Source organism: Neisseria sp. DTU_2020_1000833_1_SI_GRL_NUU_006, assembly GCA_032388755.1.
GTDB lineage: Bacteria > Pseudomonadota > Gammaproteobacteria > Burkholderiales > Neisseriaceae > Neisseria > Neisseria sicca_C.
In genome coordinates, this window is record CP135593.1 from 2,058,474 (window position 1) to 2,074,548 (window position 16,075).

A 16,075-nucleotide genomic window follows, 5' to 3' on the forward strand; every position below is an offset into this window, starting at 1 on the left:
CCATAGCCTTTAATGGTATGGCTTTGCTTTGAAATTTTCAGGCAGGGGCGGCAATGCGTTCCACCATACCCACGCCGACCCCGCAGATGCCGACGTGCGCAGCGACAACGGGTGATACTGGTACGCCCTGCCCGAGCCGCCTTCCGGTTTTTTCAAAAAAACGTTCGGCAAAAAGCCGGTAGCGTTCTTCGTCGCCGCTGTATAGGCCGCCGAGGATAAATTGGTCTTTCGGCTTGTCGTTCATCAGGCTGACGGTATTGGCAATAATGGAATCAAACATTTTGACATCGTCGGTAACGGTTTCTAAGCGTTCCAAATTGTCTTGCGAAAAGTGCAGGACGTTACGCAATCCGAGCCAATCGCCGAAAGACGCGCCGACGCGGGAAAGCGTGCCGCCCAAAGAAAGGGACTTGAGCGAAGAAAGTCCGAATACGATGTGGCAATAAGGCTTGAGGCTTTCCAAGTGTGAGACGACCGTTTTGGGAGGCAGGCCTGCCCGAAGCAGCCGTTCCGCCTCCATGGCGAAAAAGCCTTCCGGCATACAGCAGGTACCTGTGTCGATAACATGGATTTTCAATTGTGGAAACTGCGCCGCCATTTTGCGGATAACATCCGCCGAGTCGCTCAATTTGTGACTCAACGTCGTAACGATGACTTCGTGATAGCCCTGCTCCACCAGATAATTGAATGTTTTGAACAATTCGTCTTCGCAAGGCGGCAGCGTGCTGATCGGGTCATCCAGATGATTGGTGCGCCATTCGCAATATTCTTTGTTGTTCACATCTGAACCGTCTGCATGCCATTGATGATTAAACGAAATGTTTAAATGCAGAATATGTATGGTGCTGTCGCGTCCGGCCATACTGTCAACTGAACCGCTGGATGTCGATAAAACCGCACAGCGGTACAATGCATAAGAACCCGGCATACTTTCTCCCTCGAATATCCGACAATGAAAATCTATCCCTTAATATGATTTAACCGTTAAGACAAACGGTATGTTTAAATGATAAACGGTATGTTTATTATTGTCTATATGATTATTACCTCAAGTCATATTTTAGGATGCCAGGAAGAAAACCGCTCCATACGCCATATCGTTTACAATACTGGCTTTCAGCCTCAAACAAGGATGCTCATGCAAAAAATCACTCTGATTGCCGCTTATGCCGCCCACCGTTGTATCGGCATCAACAATACCATGCCTTGGCATCTGCCCGAAGACTTTGCCTTCTTCAAAACCTATACCACGGGCAAACCGGTCGTCATGGGGCGTAAAACATGGGAATCCCTGCCTAAGAAACCCTTACCCGGCCGCCGCAATATCGTTATTACCCATCAGTCGGATTATCTTGCCGAAGGGGCGGAAACCGTTTCCGAGCTGGAAGAAGCATTGGCATTGTGTGCGGATGCCGAAGAAATCATTATCATGGGCGGCGCACAGATTTACGCCCAAGCCCTGCCGTATGCGACCGATTTGCGCCTGACCGAGGTGTCGCTCGATGTATCCGGAGACGCTTTTTTCCCTGAATTTTCATCGGATGAATGGAAAGAGCAGTTGCGTGAAACACACATAAGCGCGAAAGGTATCGGATACGCCTTTGTCCACTATGTCCGCCGTTGACCAAGCATTTCTTTGAATCCGTATATTAAAAAAGGTCGTCTGAAAACCTAGATATCGGTTTTCAGACGACCTTTTGATGTCGGCGCCAAACGGCTTACTTGAATTTGTAAGTGTATTGCAGGCCGATGATGTCGGCGTGGTTTTTGAAGTGCGCGCTGGATGCGCCTTTGCTGTCCACATCGCTGCCGGTGGCGCGGGCGGTGTGGTAGCGGGTGTCGTTGATGTGGATGTGGCTGTAAGCGGCATCGAGGACGTGGTTTTTGCCGATATGGTATTTCGCGCCGAGCGAGAACCAGATGCGGTTGCCGTCGGGCAGGCTGTTCATGCGGTAGCCGGCGTTTTTGACGGGCGAGCGGTCAAAGGCGATGCCTGCGCGCAGTTGCAGCGGGTCGGTCACTTGGTAAGAACCGCCGAGCGCGACTTTGTAAGTGTTGCGCCAGTTGGGGGTGATGACGGTGCGGTCGGATTTGCCGTTGACGACGTTTTTGGTGTTTTCAAAAACCAGTTCCGCTTTGTTGAAGCGGCTGTGGCGCGTCCAAGTTACATCGCTGAACAGGTTGAATTTGTCGGTGGCTTTGTACATGCCGTGAACGGACAAGGATTCGGGCGTTACGATTTTGACGCTTGCTTTTTCACGCGGAACGTAACCGCGGGCGGCAAGCGCGCCCAAATCCCAAGCGCGACGGGCGTATGCGCCGTCGGCTTCCCATTCTGCCGAGCCTTTGAGGGTGTGTGATACTTTGGAGCGGTAGTTCACGCCGACCCGTGCGCGGTCATTGATGTCCCACATCCAGGCAAGTTGATAGCCGAAGCCCCAGTCGTGGCCTTTAACTTCGGCGTGTCCGTCAGATTTGCCTTGCGCACTGACGGAGACAGGGCGGCCGGCGGCGCGTGAAGCAAGGCCGCTGGCGAGTTGGCTAATAGCGCCGGAGGCATCCCAGTCGGAATATTTGCGCAATTCGGCTTTGGAATATTGGGCGATCAGGCCGGCACCGAAAGCATGATTTTCATTGGCTTTCCAAGCGACGACCGGCTCGATGTCGATGCTGGTAAGGCCGAGTTTGTTGATGTTGTGGCGCAGCACGGAATCTTTTTCGTATTCGGTGACAGAGCCGAAAGGGACGTAAACGCCCAAGCCCAAAGTTACGTCGTCATTGACTTTGTATGCGCCGTAGAGGTGCGGAACGACGGTGGTTTTGGTGATTTTGCCGCTTTTCGAGCCGGAAACATCGCCGCCTTGATAGTATTGTGCGGAATCGGCTTCGTAGTGGATGCTGGGGAGGACGATGTTGGCGTTGACGGAAACTTGGCTGCTGTCGAGTTTGGACAGACCGGCGGGGTTGTAGAAGATGGTCGATGCGTCGGCGGCTTCCGCGCCGGAAGAGTTGGCAGTGCCTTGCGCGTTGACCGACTGCGTACCGAAATGGTAGCCCGAAGCGTGGACTGCGCCGGAAAAGAAGACTGCGCTGAGTAAGATTACGGTTTGTTTAATAGGTGAGTTCGTCATTTTCTTATACCTGCGTGCAAATAATAAAGAGGTCGTCTGAAACAAACGCCTCTATCCGATTAGTATAGGTGCTCGATTCTATACCACCTTACCGTTTTTGCCTAATCTTTTCGATTCTTTGCACGGTTTTAATCCTATTCGATTGTTGCAGGGAAGTCATTTCTCTTTCATGCCTTTGAATTATCGTTTGTTGTGAAACCGACAACACTTCCCAAATGTAAAAAGGTCGTCTGAAAACCTGATTTTCAAGTTTTCAGACGACCTTTTGCATTCATGCCGGTCCGGCCTTAGTTAAAACTAAGCCTCCGCTACGGAATCGCGGCTGAAGGTTTTTTCGCAGTAGTGGCATTTGAGCTTGGTCTGCCCGCTTTGTTTGCGGACGTAGAAGCGGCTTTTCACCGGCTCGCCGTGGCTGGCACAGTTGGTGTTCGGGCAGCGGAACACTTCGGCGATTTCGTCGGGCAGGGTGAGCCGGCGTTTGTTGATGACTTTGAAGTGGTCGATGGTGTTGACGACGGCTTCGGGGGCGAAGAGGGCGAGGCGGTTGGCGGCGTTGTCGTCCAGCCAGACGCCGGTGATTTTGATGATGTCTTTGCTGCCTTGGGTTTTGCTGGGCAGGTTGAAGCCGACGGTGACGGCGCTGCCGTAGTGCAGCAGTTTGAATTGGCGCAGGATAATCAGGCCTTTGCCGGCGGGGATGTGGTCGATGACGGTGCCTTTTTCGATGGCTTCGACGCTGAGTTTGGGGGTTTCCATATTTGCTCCTTATACTTCTTCGTTCAACACCAGCGATAAAATCGCCATGCGGGCGTAAACGCCGTTGGTCGCCTGCTCGAAATAGTAGGCGTGCGGCGTGGCATCGACGTCGGGGTGGATTTCGTCAACGCGCGGCAGGGGGTGCAACACGCGCAGGTTGGGGCGGGCGTTGGCAAGCATGGCGGCGTTGAGGTTGAATTTACCTTGGATTTTGGCGAACTCTTGTTCGTCGAAGCGTTCGCGCTGGACGCGGGTCATGTATAGGATGTCCGCCCATTCGACGGCGGCTTCGAGGTCGGGCAGGATTTGGTAACGGCAGCCTGCGGCTTCGAGTTCTTCGGTGATGTATTCAGGCATGGCAAGGCTGGGCGGGGAGACGAAAGCGAATTCGCAGTCCCAGCGTTTGAGGGCTTGGCAGAGGGAGTGGACGGTGCGGCCGTATTTGAGGTCGCCCGCCATGGCGATTTTGAGCTTGTTCAGACGACCTTGGGTTTCGTAGATGGTCACGAGGTCGAGCAGGGTTTGGCTGGGGTGTTGGTTGGTGCCGTCGCCGGCGTTGATGACGGGGACTTTGGAAAACTCGGTGGACACGCGCGCGGCGCCGTCTTTGGGGTGGCGTTGGATGATGGCGTCGGTGTAGCTGGAGATGATGCGGGCGGTGTCGGCGAGGGTTTCGCCTTTTTTCGCGCTGGTGTTCGCGCCGTCGGAAAAGCCGATGACTTTGCCGCCCAAGCGTTGTACGGCGGTTTCAAACGACAGGCGCGTGCGGGTGGAAGGTTCGAAAAAACATGAGCCGATGAGTTTGCCTTCGAGCAGGTCGTCGCGCGGGTCGGCTTTGAGCTTGAGGGCGGTTTGCAGGAGCAGCTCGAGCTGTTCGGTCGTCAGGTCGGAAATAGAAATGACGTGTTGTCGGTAAAGCGGGTTGGGCATTCGGCTTCCTTTCTTCAATTCGGCAAAAACCCCGCAAAAGCGGGGTTTTACGAAACAACGACGAACGCGCCGCGGCATGCGGTACGGGCAAAACGGGCGGGGCGGGTGTTGAGGCGCATGGGTCGTCTGAAATCGGTTTGAGGTGGCGGTATTATCGCATATTTGACGGGGCTAGGCTGCGGATTTTCGCGCAAAGGGGTCGTCTGAAAATGGCGACAGTTTGCGCTTTCAGACGACCCCATAGCCCCCGTCCCGCTCCAAAATCCTGTTAGAATACCGTTTCATTTCATTCATAATATAGTGATATAGTGGATTAAATTTAAATCAGGACAAGGCGACGAAGCCGCAGACAGTACAGATAGTACGGCAAGGCGAGGCAACGCCGTACTGGTTTAAAGTTAAGCCACTATAATCAAACCATTCCCATTTAAAGCCGCGCCCAATACGATGAAACTCCCGCCGCTCAAACCCCTCATCATCACCTCGCTGCCCGTCTTCGCCAGCGTCTTTATCGCCGCAACCCTCGTCTGGCGGTTCGGCACGCCCAAGCTCGCCATGCCTTTCGTGCTCGGCATCATCGCGGGCGGCCTCGTCGATTTGGACAACCGCCTGACAGGTCGTCTGAAAAACATCATCATCACCGTCGCCCTGTTCACCCTCTCGTCGCTCGTCGCCCAAAGCACGCTCGGCACCGGCCTGCCCTTCATCCTCGCCATGACCCTGATGACGTTCGGCTTTACCATTTTGGGCGCGGTCGGGCTGAAATACCGCACCTTCGCCTTCGGCGCACTTGCCGTCGCCACCTACACCACGCTCACCTACACCCCCGAAACCTTCTGGCTGACCAATCCCGTCATGATTCTGCTCGGGACCGTGTTATACAGCACCTGCACACTCGTTTTCCAAATCATCCTCCCGCACCGCCCCGTCCAAGAAAGCGTCGCCAACGCCTACGAAGCGCTCGGCGGGTATTTTGACGCCAAAGCCGACTTTTTCGATCCCGACGAAGCCGCCTGGCTCGGCAACCGCCAAATCGACCTCGCCATGAGCAACACCGGCGTCATCACCGCCTTCAACCAATGCCGCGCCGCCCTGTTTTACCGCCTGCGTGGCAAACACCGCCACCCGCGCACCGCCAAAATGCTGCGCTACTACTTCACCGCCCAAGACATACACGAACGCGTCAGCTCCGCCCACGCCGACTACACCGAGCTGACCGACACCCTCAAAAACACCGACCTCATCTTCCGCATCCGCCGCCTGCTCGAAATGCAGGGGCAGGCGTGCCGCAACGTTGCCGCCGCCCTGAGGAACGGCAAAGACTACACATACAGCAAACGCCTCGGACGCGCGATGGAAGGCTGCCGCCAATCCCTCTCGCACTACACCGACGACCACCCCGAAAGCCGCAACATCCACCACATCCGCCGCCTGCTCGACAACCTCGGCAGCGTCGACCACCAACTGCGCCAGCTCCAACACAGCGATTCCCCCGCCGAAAACGACAACAGCAGCGACACCCGCATCGCCGCCCTCGAAAACAGCAGCCTGAAAAACGTTTGGCAGACCGTCCGCAGCCAGCTCAACTTCGAGTCCGGCGTTTTCCGCCACGCCACGCGCCTCTCCATCCTCGTTGCCGCCTCCTGCATCATCGTCGAAATCCTCCATCTTAACCTCGGCTACTGGATACTCCTGACCGCCGTTTTCGTCTGCCAACCCAACTACACCGCCACCAAAAGCCGCGTGTACCAACGCATCGCCGGCACCATACTCGGCGTCATCGTCGGCTCCCTCGTGCCTTATTTCACCCCGTCCGTCGAAACCAAACTCTGGATCGTCATCGCCAGCACCACCCTGTTTTTCATGACCCGAAGCTACAAATACAGCTTCTCCACCTTCTTCATCACCATTCAAGCCCTCACCAGCTTCTCCCTCGCCGGGCTGGACGTCTATGCCGCCATGCCCGTCCGCATCATCGACACCATCGTCGGCTCCGTCCTCGCATGGGCAGCCGTCACCTACCTCTGGCCGGACTGGCGTTACCTCACCCTCGAAAAAACCGCCGCCCAAACCGTCGGCGGCAACGGCGCCTACCTCAGAAAAATCCTCGACCAGCTCCAATACGGCATCGCCGACGACGTCGAATACCGCATCGTCCGCCGCCAAGCCCACGAACGCACCGCCACCCTCAGCAGCACCCTATCCGACATGAGCAGCGAACCCAAAAAATACGGCAACAACCTGCAAAGCGGCTTCACCCTCCTCAAAACCAGCTACGCCCTGACCGGCTACATCTCCGCACTCGGCGCATACCGCAGCGAAATGGACGGCGCGTGCAGTCCCGACTTCGTCCGCAAGTTCTACCAAAGCGGCTACCGCATCGCCGACCTGCTCGAACGCCTCCCGCAAACCGGCGAACAAGATTTTCAGACGACCCTCTCCCAAATCCGAACCGACTTGGAAGCCTTACAAACAGAGGCAGGCGACGAACGTCAAAGCCACATCCTCCACCGGCAGCTCACCCTCATCGCCAACCAGCTCGACCCCTGCTACCGCAGCCTGCACGACATCGAAGCCATCCCGCAGGTCGCGTGATATTAATCGGCAGGCAAACGAAAAGTCGTCTGAAAATTAAACACGGTTTCAGACGACCTTTTGATTGTTGGGTTTTTAAACCGACCTAATATTTATTAATCTGTTGTACTTTCAATTCCAAATTCCTTATTAATAAAAGAGATTTCTTGGGATTCTTTTTCCGTAAGCTGGATATTGAAATCTTCAATATAATCACATAGCGTTTCAAAAGCTAGCAAACGTTCTGAAAAAGTAATGTACTCTAGTGCGGCATCAATTAGATTAGCGTCAATTCTATCTTCAAGAGATTTTCCTAAATTCTTTATTCGTTCGTCTAATGTTTTCATCTTTCAAATACTCATTATTTTACAGGGTTATATTTGGGATTGATAAGTGTGCAGCTTGGTTTGAGACCCAAACATTCCATATCAATTGAAGGAAGGGGCATTTGAAAAAATTTCAGACGACCTTTTGATTGTTGAACTTTTCAATTAAATCATTATTGTGATTGGTTTTATTTTTCATAATAAATTCAGAAATTACATCTTGAATTGTAGAAATATTTTTAGAGATATGCTCAATAGGGTAGACGTCTCCTAAAATTTCCATTGTATTTCCACTACAATTTTCTGTTTTAAGATTTTTTACTTCAATATCTCCATCTTCTAAAATTGTTTGAATTATTGGTAAATAATATCCTTTTTCAAAATAGATAGTTAATTCAGTATTGTCAAATTCAGGCTCAGGAATAATTCTGAAAACAAGGACTCCGGCTTTTTTTCAAAATTTGATACAGAAAAAAGTTATTTATTTCTTTAATGTTAGGATTTTCTAAAATAGGGATTTGGATTCGTTCCCCATTATCTGTAATAAAAAATCCGCCAAAAACAATTGTTGATGTTTTCATTGTAGCCTTCTACTGTTTTAACCAAGGTGCTGCCGTGGAAGGAGCAGGTGTAGGATTTTTGAAGAACTCAGTTCTCAATATCCTGTTTCAAATGAAGGAAAGGTCGTCTGAAAATTAAAAGCAGTTTCAGACGACCTTTGATTTATGCTTGTTACGAAAAGTCTTCTAAATGATGGCTAATTGCCTCTTCAATAGTCGGATACCAATCCATAAATGAAGACTGTAATTCCTCTAAAACCAACTCATTGAATAAATTATCTAAATTTCTCCAATCCATTTTTTCATTTGGATAGAGAAAATTTGCCATAACGACAGTATGTTTATTTTGGGAGTAATCTGATAGGGCGCAAATCATCAGATACTGCCCCGAATGCTCCAGATAAAAAATTCTTTTTTCTAAGGGAGATCGACTATTTTGGTGTCCATTTTCCATTTTTTACCCTTTTTGACGTATTGGCTTTCGAGTTCTTAAATTGAGTTACCTGTCTTCCATCAGGAGTTAGAATAACCACTTTATCTCCTTTTACATAAACATGGTTTCCTGTGTCGGCATCTAAATATTGCTTTCCTTCGCGAACGACACGATTGGAAACTCCCACACTTCGATGAGAATCGTTTTTAGCTTCTTCTTTTCTTTGTTGGGCATGATTGGTTGGTTTTGGTTTGGTCGGACACTCATTATGAACCCAAACCCCTTCCGTTTCCGCCTTATCGCCCTTGACGAAGTAAGTATGCCAGTCGGCAACGGTCAGATTGTAGGCTTGCAGCGGTTCTTGTTTGACGGTAACGCTCTGAACGGTCTGCCCTGCACCGTTTTCGGCAAACAGCCTGCTTCCCGCTTTCAAATCTTCCGCTTTAATCCATTTGCCGTCCGAATAAAACGGGTGGATACGGTTGGAAACGAGGGTCTGTATTTTACCGAGGCCGTCTGAAACTTCAATGTAAACGGTTTCTTGATACGGATTCCCGTATTGGGCGGTAAAGGGTTTGTATCCCGTTTCCCCGCTTGCCTCGTCCTTGGCGAAGACGCGGTCGCCGGCCCGGATACGGGCAATGGCTTTGTAGCCGTCTGCCGTTTTGACCAAGGTGCTGCCGTGGAAGGAGCAGGTATAGGATTCTTGAAGAACCTAGTTCCTAATATTCTGTTTCAAATGAAGAAAAGGTCGTCTGAAAAGCCAAACACAGTTTCAGACGGCCTTTTGATTGTTGGGTTTTCAACCCAACCTACGGTTCCTAATGATTTTCAGATAAAAATAAAGAAATATCTTCTAACGCATCTTCAGCCCTACCTTGAAGCTCTGGATCATCTTGCTTTGAATGTAGTAAAGAAATAACTTTATTGTAATCACCGATATTTGAATGTAGCCTGGCGAGATGTCCGAAACAGGTTAGCGATAATCCGGCAATATCCAAGTCTTTATTTTTCGATAATTCCATCAATTTCTCAGAAATCCACGGTACTTCATATGCTTTGGAATTAAATACCATATCAAGAATGCCATCTATAACACTTTGTTTATCATCAGAAGAAATCAACTTTTCTGTTTTACTTTTATCAGTCATTTTTTAATTTTTCCTTTTGAATTAACTAATCCTGCTTTTTTTAAAGCATTTTTCTGATCGGTATGCAAATCTTGCCAACTTCTGACATGCCCGTGATATTCCGCAGAACCGTTATTAAAAGTTTGAGTTTTGTCTAATACAACGATTTCATTATTGGCTTTATCAACCCCAACTCTTCGAGGAGAAGTTGATTTAACTTGAACGGAATTATCAAGAGCTGCTTGTCCGTTTGTTGGTGCTCTACTTTTCACAGAATTATCATTTTTGCCATGATAAGAAGCGTCTTTATATCGTTGGTTGCCTTTACCATACGGACAATCATTATGAACCCAAACCCCTTCCGTTTCCGCCTTATCGCCCTTGACGAAGTAAGTATGCCAGTCGGCAACGGTCAGATTGTAGGCTTGCAGCGGTTCTTGTTTGACGGGAACGCTCTGAACGGTCTGCCCTGCACCGTTTTCGGCAAACAGCCTGCTTCCCGCGTTCAAATCTTCCGCTTTAATCCATTTGCCGTCCGAATAAAACGGGTGGATACGGTTGGAAACGAGGGTCTGTATTTTACCGAGGCCGTCTGAAACTTCAATGTAAACGGTTTCTTGATACGGATTCCCGTATTGGGCGGTAAAGGGTTTGTATCCCGTTTCCCCGCTTGCCTCGTCCTTGGCAAAGACGCGGTCGCCGACTCGGATGAGGGCAATGGCTTTGTAGCCGTCTGCCGTTTTGACCAAGGTGCTGCCGTGGAAGGAGCAGGTGTAGGATGTTGAAGAACTTAGTTTTCAATATCCTGTTTCAAATGAAGGAAAGGTCGTCTGAAAATTAAACACGGTTTCAGACGACCTTTTGATTGTTGGTTTTTTCAACCTAACCTACAACTTTCTGTTAGTTCCCATACGAACCAAAACCTTCATAAGTACAATCATTTTTTTGTGCAATATCAAATAACGTAGTTTCAATAGCTAAAATGTTTTCAAGAGAAGGGATAATATTGACGGAACAATAGCAAGTCCACATTTCTCCGAATTCATTTTGCTCAATACTGATTTGAAAATCTTGCCGATAAGAAATGAGTTGACTTTCTATTGATTGCAGATTCTTTTGAGAACCCTCTATAAAAAACTCTATTATCATCGATTTTGTCAAATCAAACCCTAGTTCTTGATATTGTTTCAGTACATCTGAAGTAGATTTTTCGTCAACAACCATTTTTAATCTCCATCTTGTTTTCGATATTTTTTCCCCGGGCTTTCAATTCGATTGTAATTATTGGTACTTTTAGAACCACCGTGAGCATCAATTCTTCTAGATTCATCTTTGAATGCCTCTCGATTATTTTTGGCAGGAGTAAAATCTGTAGCTATATGAGGGTCATTATTAACCCTAGCTTCTCTTGCTCCAGAGATTTGGGAACGTTGTCTTGTGCCCTTTCCAGAATAAGTTCGACCACTTTCATGAGTATTAGTATAAGAACCAACTTCTGTCCTATATTTTTCTCCATACGGACAAGCATTATGAACCCAAACCCCTTCCGTTTCCGCCTTATCACCCTTGACGAAGTAAGTATGCCAGTCGGCAACGGTCAGATTGTAGGCTTGCAGCGGTTCTTGTTTGACGGTAACGCTTTGAACGGTCTGCTCCGCACCGTTTTCGGCAAACAGCCTGCTTCCCGCTTTCAAATCTTCCGCTTTAATCCATTTGCCGTCCGAATAAAACGGGTGGATACGGTTGGAAACGAGGGTTTGTATTTTACCGAGGCCGTCTGAAACTTCAATGTAAACGGTTTCTTGATACGGATTGCCGTATTGGGCGGTAACGGGTTTGTATCCCGTTTCTCCGCTTGCCTCGTCCTTGGCGAAGACGCGGTCGCCGGCCCGGATGCGGGCAATGGCTTTGTAGCCGTCTGCCGTTTTGACCAAGGTGCTGCCGTGGAAGGAGCAGGTGTAGGATTTTTGAAGAACTTAGTTCTCAATATTCTGTTTCAAATGAAGGAAAGGTCGTCTGAAAATTAAACACAGTTTCAGACGACCTTTTGATTGTTGGGTTTTCACCTCAATCTACATTTACTATGTACTATGTTTTATTGAAATAATCAAATTTCATGTTATCTATATCTATATCAGTAAAAATATAACGAAGTATTGTTCTGAATCTTTCATAACGTTCATTAATTTCTACACTATCAGATAGCCAAGGGGAAGCTTTAATTTCGAAAACCTTCCAATTCGGAATCATTAAAAAATCAATAATGGTACAAATTCCAATTACAACATATCTTGGTATATCCATTGGATAAGGATATTTTTTTCTAACCTCAATTAAATCATTCTCCAACTTCCAATATTCTTCATCATCCCACACCCCATCATCATACCATTTGCCAATAAATGAATTTTCGTCATATTCCTCAAAACAAGGAATATTTCTTTTGAAGTTGTTTAACTTACACATAATAATTAATCTCCAATACGATTTAGATTTTTATCAAATGTGCCATTTCTTGTTTCTTTTTTGTTCAGCTTTTCGGGTGAAGATGCCTCTTTCCAAGCTCCTCCGTTGTGTCCGTCCTTATCGCGACTGATATAACTATTTCCTTTTTTAAAAATGGCAGCATCATTTCTCGTTCTTTCTTTTATTTTTCTATATCCCAATTCCTTTGCTGCTGCATATGCTTCTGAATCATTCCGATATACGGGGGTAGATGGTGTTTTTCTTGGCGGACACTCATTATGAACCCAAACCCCTTCCGTTTCCGCCTTATCGCCCTTAACGAAGTAAGTATGCCAGTCGGCAACGGTCAGATTGTAGGCTTGCAGCGGTTCTTGTTTGACGGTAACGCTCTGAACGGTCTGCCCTGCACCGTTTTCGGCAAACAGCCTGCTTCCCGCTTTCAAATCTTCCGCTTTAATCCATTTGCCGTCCGAATAAAACGGGTGGATACGGTTGGAAACGAGGGTCTGTATTTTACCGAGGCCGTCTGAAACTTCAATGTAAACGGTTTCTTGATACGGATTGCCGTATTGGGCGGTAACGGGTTTGTATCCCGTTTCTCCGCTTGCTTCGTCCTTGGCAAAGACGCGGTCGCCGGCCCGGATACGGGCAATGGCTTTGTAGCCGTCTGCCGTTTTGACCAAGGTGCTGCCGTGGAAGGAGCAGGTGTAGGATGTTGAAGAACTTAGTTTTCAATATCCTGTTTCAAATGAAGGAAAGGTCGTCTGAAAATTAAACACGGTTTCAGACGACCTTTTAATCGTTAGGTTTACAATCTAACGTAATCCACTCTTACTTATAGATCGATTAAGAGGAGCCCAAACAAGCTTCCCTGTAGCTGAGGATATTTGCTTCCTCATATCTATTTAAAATTTCTTTTAAATCAAAATCATATTTTTTGGGCGGAAAATTAACCGATAAATAATTCTCTCCATTTTTTCTGATTTTACCACTGTGTTCTTCTATGGCTGCCAATAAGTCCTTTGGGAAATGATCCAAAACAACGATGTTTATCGTGGTATTTCCTGAAGCTTTTATCAAGTGGTCGAAAAACAGCATTTTATCCTCACGTTCTATGGCAACAATGTCGTTTAAAGCCAAATTCGGTGCGAAAAGAGGAATCTCTTGAATAAGAAAATTTCCATCAGGCATTATGTTTCCTAACAGTATTTCTTCTGCAATATTGCTTTCCAAATCGTAATAGACGACAGTAAGTTTCGATTTCATTTGTTACTCTTCTTAATGTTGCAGCCTCTGCATAATACCTGCCCGTTTTTAGGTGTACCTTGACCACCCTTAGATTTAGGGATGACATGATCCACTTGTCTTTCATTTGAAGTAGGAGAGGTATTTTTTATAGATTGTTTGGCTGGAATTGTTTCAATACCGCAATTAGCGCACTTAACTTGACCATTATTTTGAATCCTATTCAAATCAATAACGGCTTCTTTTCCCGCTTTAGTAAAGTCTTTTCCTGCCCGATCGTTTTTACTGAGCCGTTCCGCGCGAAGTTTTGCTTTCTCTAAATTATTTGAACCGCCATACGGACACTCATTATGAACCCAAACCCCTTCCGTTTCCGCCTTATCGCCCTTGACGAAGTAAGTATGCCAGTCGGCAACGGTCAGATTGTAGGCTTGCAGCGGTTCTTGTTTGACGGTAACGCTCTGAACGGTCTGCCCTGCACCGTTTTCGGCAAACAGCCTGCTTCCCGCTTTCAAATCTTCCGCTTTAATCCATTTGCCGTCCGAATAAAACGGGTGGATGCGGTTGGAAACGAGGGTTTGTATTTTACCGAGGCCGTCTGAAACTTCAACGTAAACGGTTTCTTGATACGGATTGCCGTATTGGGCGGTAACGGGTTTGTATCCCGTTTCTCCGCTTGCCTCGTCCTTGGCAAAAACGCGGTCGCCGGCCCGGATACGGGCAATGGCTTTGTAGCCGTCTGCCGTTTTGACCAAGGTGCTGCCGTGGAAGGAGCAGGTGTAGGATGTTGAGAAAACGTAGGTTGGATCGAAATCCGATATCTCATTTAAATTGAAGGAAGGTCGTCTGAAAATTAAACACATTTTCAGACGACCTTTCGATTGTGGAATTTTCAGCCCAACCTATGCTTACTCAATTAAACTGTCAATCAATTCTTTTATGTCATTACGGGTCAGTTCCATACCCGGTTCACCGATAAGTGCTAAATCATAGATTATATTACGCGATTCTGGAGAATTATCTTTTGACCAAGCATACAGAAAATCAAAAGCAAGATTCGCAATTTTTTCATCCGAAGCATTTTGATTGAACAATCTGAGTAGTTCAGAATATGCGTATTGTTGAGTTATTTTTTCCATGAATCTAATTCCTGCTTTGTTGGTGGATAATGCTGAGAGGTTACACTTTGTCCGTTAATTGATTTAGGATGAACCATAGTTACGTTCCCGCTATGATCATAACTTTCCATCCATTGTCGGGTACTGCCTGTTTTAGGATTATATTCTGTAACAAAGCTATTACCCCTCGTTCTTCCCTCGGTTCTAGCAAATCGCTCAGCTTCATAATACCTGATTCTCCCATCAGGTAAAGTTTTTGTCCTAGACGCACTATTTTGAGCACCTTCCAAACCTGACAATTTCTTAGCTAATGCCGATTGGGCATTGGCAGAATGCGCATCCCCATATTGCTTGTATTTGGCTTGTGTGGCAGCAGAGAAATCTCCACTAACCGCGGCTTTCCCCGGTTTTGCCGCCTTTGCCAACTTTGCGGCTTTGGCGGGGGCGGCAACGTTGAAGGCGGCTTCGACGGTTTCGGCGGCATTGGGATTTTCCGCCGTCCAATCGCGGACAGTTTTGCCGATTTTTTCTTCCGATTTTGCCAAACTCCTCAAATGGTCGATGGCGGCAATGGCGTTGTCCGGCGACATGGTGCTGATGGCCGCTGCAGTCGCCATATCGATGGCAAAACCCGTCCCTTGAACTGCATCGCCTACGCCGATGGCTTCTCCGGCGCTGAGAAAGGGATTGAGGGCACCTGCGGCGACACCATTGATAAATTCCATGCTGTTACCCCAGCGGTTGAGCCCGGGGTTGTGTTCGAACATTTTTTTATTGGCTTCTCCGGCACGGTCGGAAAAATTTTTCGGTATGTTGCCGAATCTGTCCGCAAACCGTTGCTGCGTCGAACGGTTGTCGTCGTGAACAACAGTCTGCCTCCTTACCTGGCCTTTGGCAACGTAGGAGTAAATATCCCGGGCGCCGTGAGGTGCGGGGTAGCCGCCTCCCTGCGGGCCGTCGTAACCGTCGGCAGGGTGGTGTTCGTAGCCGTCCCATGACATGCTGGCAAAGGTCATGCCCGTACCGTCGGTTACTTTGCCGCCTGTCCAACTGTCGCTTTTGCTGGCACTGTTGTCAAACGGGGAATGGACTTCATGTCCGTGTCCGGAAAAGCGGACGATATATCCGGGATTACTGAAGATGGTTGCGGTTTCCATCTGTAAATTGCCCAACCGCTGTGTGATGGTGGGCGAAATGGTCATCAGTCCGGTACGCTCGGCCACGGTTCCGCGTGCTTTGCCGAAGAGGTGGAATTTTTTGCCGGGGTCGAAATTCTCCCGTCGGAGCAAATCCTGCACTACAGGGTCGTTCCTTAAGTCCGCCGCGAGGGCGGGCTGCCCGAAGGCAGCCGCCGTTACGGCGCAGGCGGCAAGGAGGTTTGTCAGTCTGCGCAGCGGTTTCACGGT

20 protein-coding genes and 1 pseudogene are annotated in these 16,075 nt (G+C 48.4%); 2 read left to right on the forward strand and 19 right to left on the reverse strand.

The genetic code is table 11. The features are described 5' to 3' along the window. Positions 1-37: 37 nt before the first annotated feature. Complete coding sequence (locus tag RSJ68_10060; GenBank protein WNU96755.1) at positions 38-928, reverse strand: DegV family protein; 891 nt, start codon at positions 926-928, stop codon at positions 38-40. A gap of 210 nt (positions 929-1,138) precedes the next feature. Here RSJ68_10060 and RSJ68_10065 point away from each other — a divergent pair, with 210 nt between their 5' ends. Next, positions 1,139-1,624, forward strand: a complete 486-nt coding sequence (locus tag RSJ68_10065) for a dihydrofolate reductase (GenBank protein ID WNU96756.1) — start codon at positions 1,139-1,141, stop codon at positions 1,622-1,624. Between the two features lie 94 nt (positions 1,625-1,718). On the opposite strand, the gene RSJ68_10070 is transcribed toward RSJ68_10065, so the two are convergent. The 4 genes from RSJ68_10070 to RSJ68_10085 all read right to left on the reverse strand — a co-directional run bounded on the left by RSJ68_10070 (position 1,719) and on the right by RSJ68_10085 (position 5,059). After that, positions 1,719-3,131 carry an OmpP1/FadL family transporter gene (locus tag RSJ68_10070; protein WNU96757.1) on the reverse strand — a complete coding sequence of 471 codons (1,413 nt, stop codon included), beginning with the start codon at positions 3,129-3,131 and terminating at the stop codon, positions 1,719-1,721. 297 nt (positions 3,132-3,428) lie between these two features. Next, positions 3,429-3,887: an aspartate carbamoyltransferase regulatory subunit gene (pyrI, locus tag RSJ68_10075; protein WNU96758.1), complete on the reverse strand. Its 459-nt coding sequence runs from the start codon at positions 3,885-3,887 to the stop codon at positions 3,429-3,431. Between the two features lie 9 nt (positions 3,888-3,896). Beyond that, the gene (gene pyrB / locus RSJ68_10080) at positions 3,897-4,817 is read right to left on the reverse strand and encodes an aspartate carbamoyltransferase (GenBank protein ID WNU96759.1); all 921 of its coding nucleotides are present in this window, start codon (positions 4,815-4,817) and stop codon (positions 3,897-3,899) included. A gap of 47 nt (positions 4,818-4,864) precedes the next feature. Continuing rightward, complete coding sequence (locus tag RSJ68_10085; GenBank protein WNU96760.1) at positions 4,865-5,059, reverse strand: hypothetical protein; 195 nt, start codon at positions 5,057-5,059, stop codon at positions 4,865-4,867. A gap of 205 nt (positions 5,060-5,264) precedes the next feature. Here RSJ68_10085 and yccS point away from each other — a divergent pair, with 205 nt between their 5' ends. Beyond that, a complete protein-coding gene (gene yccS / locus RSJ68_10090; GenBank protein ID WNU96761.1) occupies positions 5,265-7,412 on the forward strand; it encodes a YccS family putative transporter in 2,148 nt (715 codons plus the stop codon). Positions 7,413-7,507: 95 nt separating this feature from the next. Here yccS and RSJ68_10095 read toward each other — a convergent pair whose 3' ends face one another. The 14 genes and pseudogenes from RSJ68_10095 to RSJ68_10160 form a co-directional block, all read right to left on the reverse strand. After that, positions 7,508-7,738 (reverse strand): MafI family immunity protein, encoded by a 231-nt coding sequence (locus tag RSJ68_10095; protein ID WNU96762.1) that lies wholly within the window; start codon positions 7,736-7,738, stop codon positions 7,508-7,510. Between the two features lie 112 nt (positions 7,739-7,850). Further along, positions 7,851-8,298: pseudogene (locus RSJ68_10100) on the reverse strand (hypothetical protein). Between the two features lie 151 nt (positions 8,299-8,449). Beyond that, positions 8,450-8,731 carry a hypothetical protein gene (locus tag RSJ68_10105; GenBank protein WNU96763.1) on the reverse strand — a complete coding sequence of 94 codons (282 nt, stop codon included), beginning with the start codon at positions 8,729-8,731 and terminating at the stop codon, positions 8,450-8,452. Further along, positions 8,709-9,383, reverse strand: coding sequence for an HINT domain-containing protein (locus tag RSJ68_10110; protein ID WNU96764.1), 675 nt, complete (start codon positions 9,381-9,383; stop codon positions 8,709-8,711). The genes RSJ68_10105 and RSJ68_10110 overlap by 23 nt, the downstream gene beginning before the upstream one ends. A 148-nt stretch (positions 9,384-9,531) precedes the next feature. Further along, entirely contained in the window at positions 9,532-9,861 is a 330-nt protein-coding gene (locus RSJ68_10115; GenBank protein ID WNU96765.1) for a hypothetical protein, read from the reverse strand. Beyond that, positions 9,858-10,589 carry a polymorphic toxin-type HINT domain-containing protein gene (locus RSJ68_10120; GenBank protein ID WNU96766.1) on the reverse strand — a complete coding sequence of 244 codons (732 nt, stop codon included), beginning with the start codon at positions 10,587-10,589 and terminating at the stop codon, positions 9,858-9,860. The genes RSJ68_10115 and RSJ68_10120 overlap by 4 nt, the downstream gene beginning before the upstream one ends. A 151-nt stretch (positions 10,590-10,740) precedes the next feature. Then, the gene (locus RSJ68_10125) at positions 10,741-11,064 is read right to left on the reverse strand and encodes a ribonuclease E inhibitor RraB (protein WNU96767.1); all 324 of its coding nucleotides are present in this window, start codon (positions 11,062-11,064) and stop codon (positions 10,741-10,743) included. A 2-nt stretch (positions 11,065-11,066) separates the two neighbouring features. Continuing rightward, positions 11,067-11,774: an HINT domain-containing protein gene (locus tag RSJ68_10130; GenBank protein WNU96768.1), complete on the reverse strand. Its 708-nt coding sequence runs from the start codon at positions 11,772-11,774 to the stop codon at positions 11,067-11,069. A gap of 154 nt (positions 11,775-11,928) precedes the next feature. Further along, complete coding sequence (locus RSJ68_10135) at positions 11,929-12,306, reverse strand: immunity 41 family protein (GenBank protein ID WNU96769.1); 378 nt, start codon at positions 12,304-12,306, stop codon at positions 11,929-11,931. Positions 12,307-12,311: 5 nt separating this feature from the next. Further along, the gene (locus RSJ68_10140) at positions 12,312-12,989 is read right to left on the reverse strand and encodes a polymorphic toxin-type HINT domain-containing protein (protein WNU96770.1); all 678 of its coding nucleotides are present in this window, start codon (positions 12,987-12,989) and stop codon (positions 12,312-12,314) included. 163 nt (positions 12,990-13,152) lie between these two features. Further along, on the reverse strand, positions 13,153-13,572 hold the full coding sequence (locus RSJ68_10145) for a DUF4265 domain-containing protein (GenBank protein ID WNU96771.1): 420 nt from the start codon (positions 13,570-13,572) through the stop codon (positions 13,153-13,155). Further along, the gene (locus RSJ68_10150) at positions 13,569-14,306 is read right to left on the reverse strand and encodes a polymorphic toxin-type HINT domain-containing protein (protein WNU98392.1); all 738 of its coding nucleotides are present in this window, start codon (positions 14,304-14,306) and stop codon (positions 13,569-13,571) included. Before RSJ68_10150 ends, RSJ68_10145 begins: the two co-directional genes overlap by 4 nt. A gap of 153 nt (positions 14,307-14,459) precedes the next feature. Further along, the gene (locus tag RSJ68_10155; GenBank protein WNU96772.1) at positions 14,460-14,690 is read right to left on the reverse strand and encodes a hypothetical protein; all 231 of its coding nucleotides are present in this window, start codon (positions 14,688-14,690) and stop codon (positions 14,460-14,462) included. Next, positions 14,678-16,072, reverse strand: a complete 1,395-nt coding sequence (locus tag RSJ68_10160; GenBank protein WNU96773.1) for a MafB family polymorphic toxin — start codon at positions 16,070-16,072, stop codon at positions 14,678-14,680. Before RSJ68_10160 ends, RSJ68_10155 begins: the two co-directional genes overlap by 13 nt. Positions 16,073-16,075: the final 3 nt, after the last annotated feature.

What these genes read in the sequence shown, in the direction of transcription:
- RSJ68_10060 (WNU96755.1), bottom strand. Translation starts at nt 928, where the DNA reads ATGCCGGGTTCTTATGCATTGTACCGCTGTGCGGTTTTATCGACATCC.
- RSJ68_10065 (WNU96756.1), top strand. Translation starts at nt 1,139, where the DNA reads ATGCAAAAAATCACTCTGATTGCCGCTTATGCCGCCCACCGTTGTATC.
- RSJ68_10070 (WNU96757.1), bottom strand. Translation starts at nt 3,131, where the DNA reads ATGACGAACTCACCTATTAAACAAACCGTAATCTTACTCAGCGCAGTC.
- pyrI (WNU96758.1), bottom strand. Translation starts at nt 3,887, where the DNA reads ATGGAAACCCCCAAACTCAGCGTCGAAGCCATCGAAAAAGGCACCGTC.
- pyrB (WNU96759.1), bottom strand. Translation starts at nt 4,817, where the DNA reads ATGCCCAACCCGCTTTACCGACAACACGTCATTTCTATTTCCGACCTG.
- RSJ68_10085 (WNU96760.1), bottom strand. Translation starts at nt 5,059, where the DNA reads ATGGGGTCGTCTGAAAGCGCAAACTGTCGCCATTTTCAGACGACCCCT.
- yccS (WNU96761.1), top strand. Translation starts at nt 5,265, where the DNA reads ATGAAACTCCCGCCGCTCAAACCCCTCATCATCACCTCGCTGCCCGTC.
- RSJ68_10095 (WNU96762.1), bottom strand. Translation starts at nt 7,738, where the DNA reads ATGAAAACATTAGACGAACGAATAAAGAATTTAGGAAAATCTCTTGAA.
- RSJ68_10105 (WNU96763.1), bottom strand. Translation starts at nt 8,731, where the DNA reads ATGGAAAATGGACACCAAAATAGTCGATCTCCCTTAGAAAAAAGAATT.
- RSJ68_10115 (WNU96765.1), bottom strand. Translation starts at nt 9,861, where the DNA reads ATGACTGATAAAAGTAAAACAGAAAAGTTGATTTCTTCTGATGATAAA.
- RSJ68_10125 (WNU96767.1), bottom strand. Translation starts at nt 11,064, where the DNA reads ATGGTTGTTGACGAAAAATCTACTTCAGATGTACTGAAACAATATCAA.
- RSJ68_10135 (WNU96769.1), bottom strand. Translation starts at nt 12,306, where the DNA reads ATGTGTAAGTTAAACAACTTCAAAAGAAATATTCCTTGTTTTGAGGAA.
- RSJ68_10145 (WNU96771.1), bottom strand. Translation starts at nt 13,572, where the DNA reads ATGAAATCGAAACTTACTGTCGTCTATTACGATTTGGAAAGCAATATT.
- RSJ68_10155 (WNU96772.1), bottom strand. Translation starts at nt 14,690, where the DNA reads ATGGAAAAAATAACTCAACAATACGCATATTCTGAACTACTCAGATTG.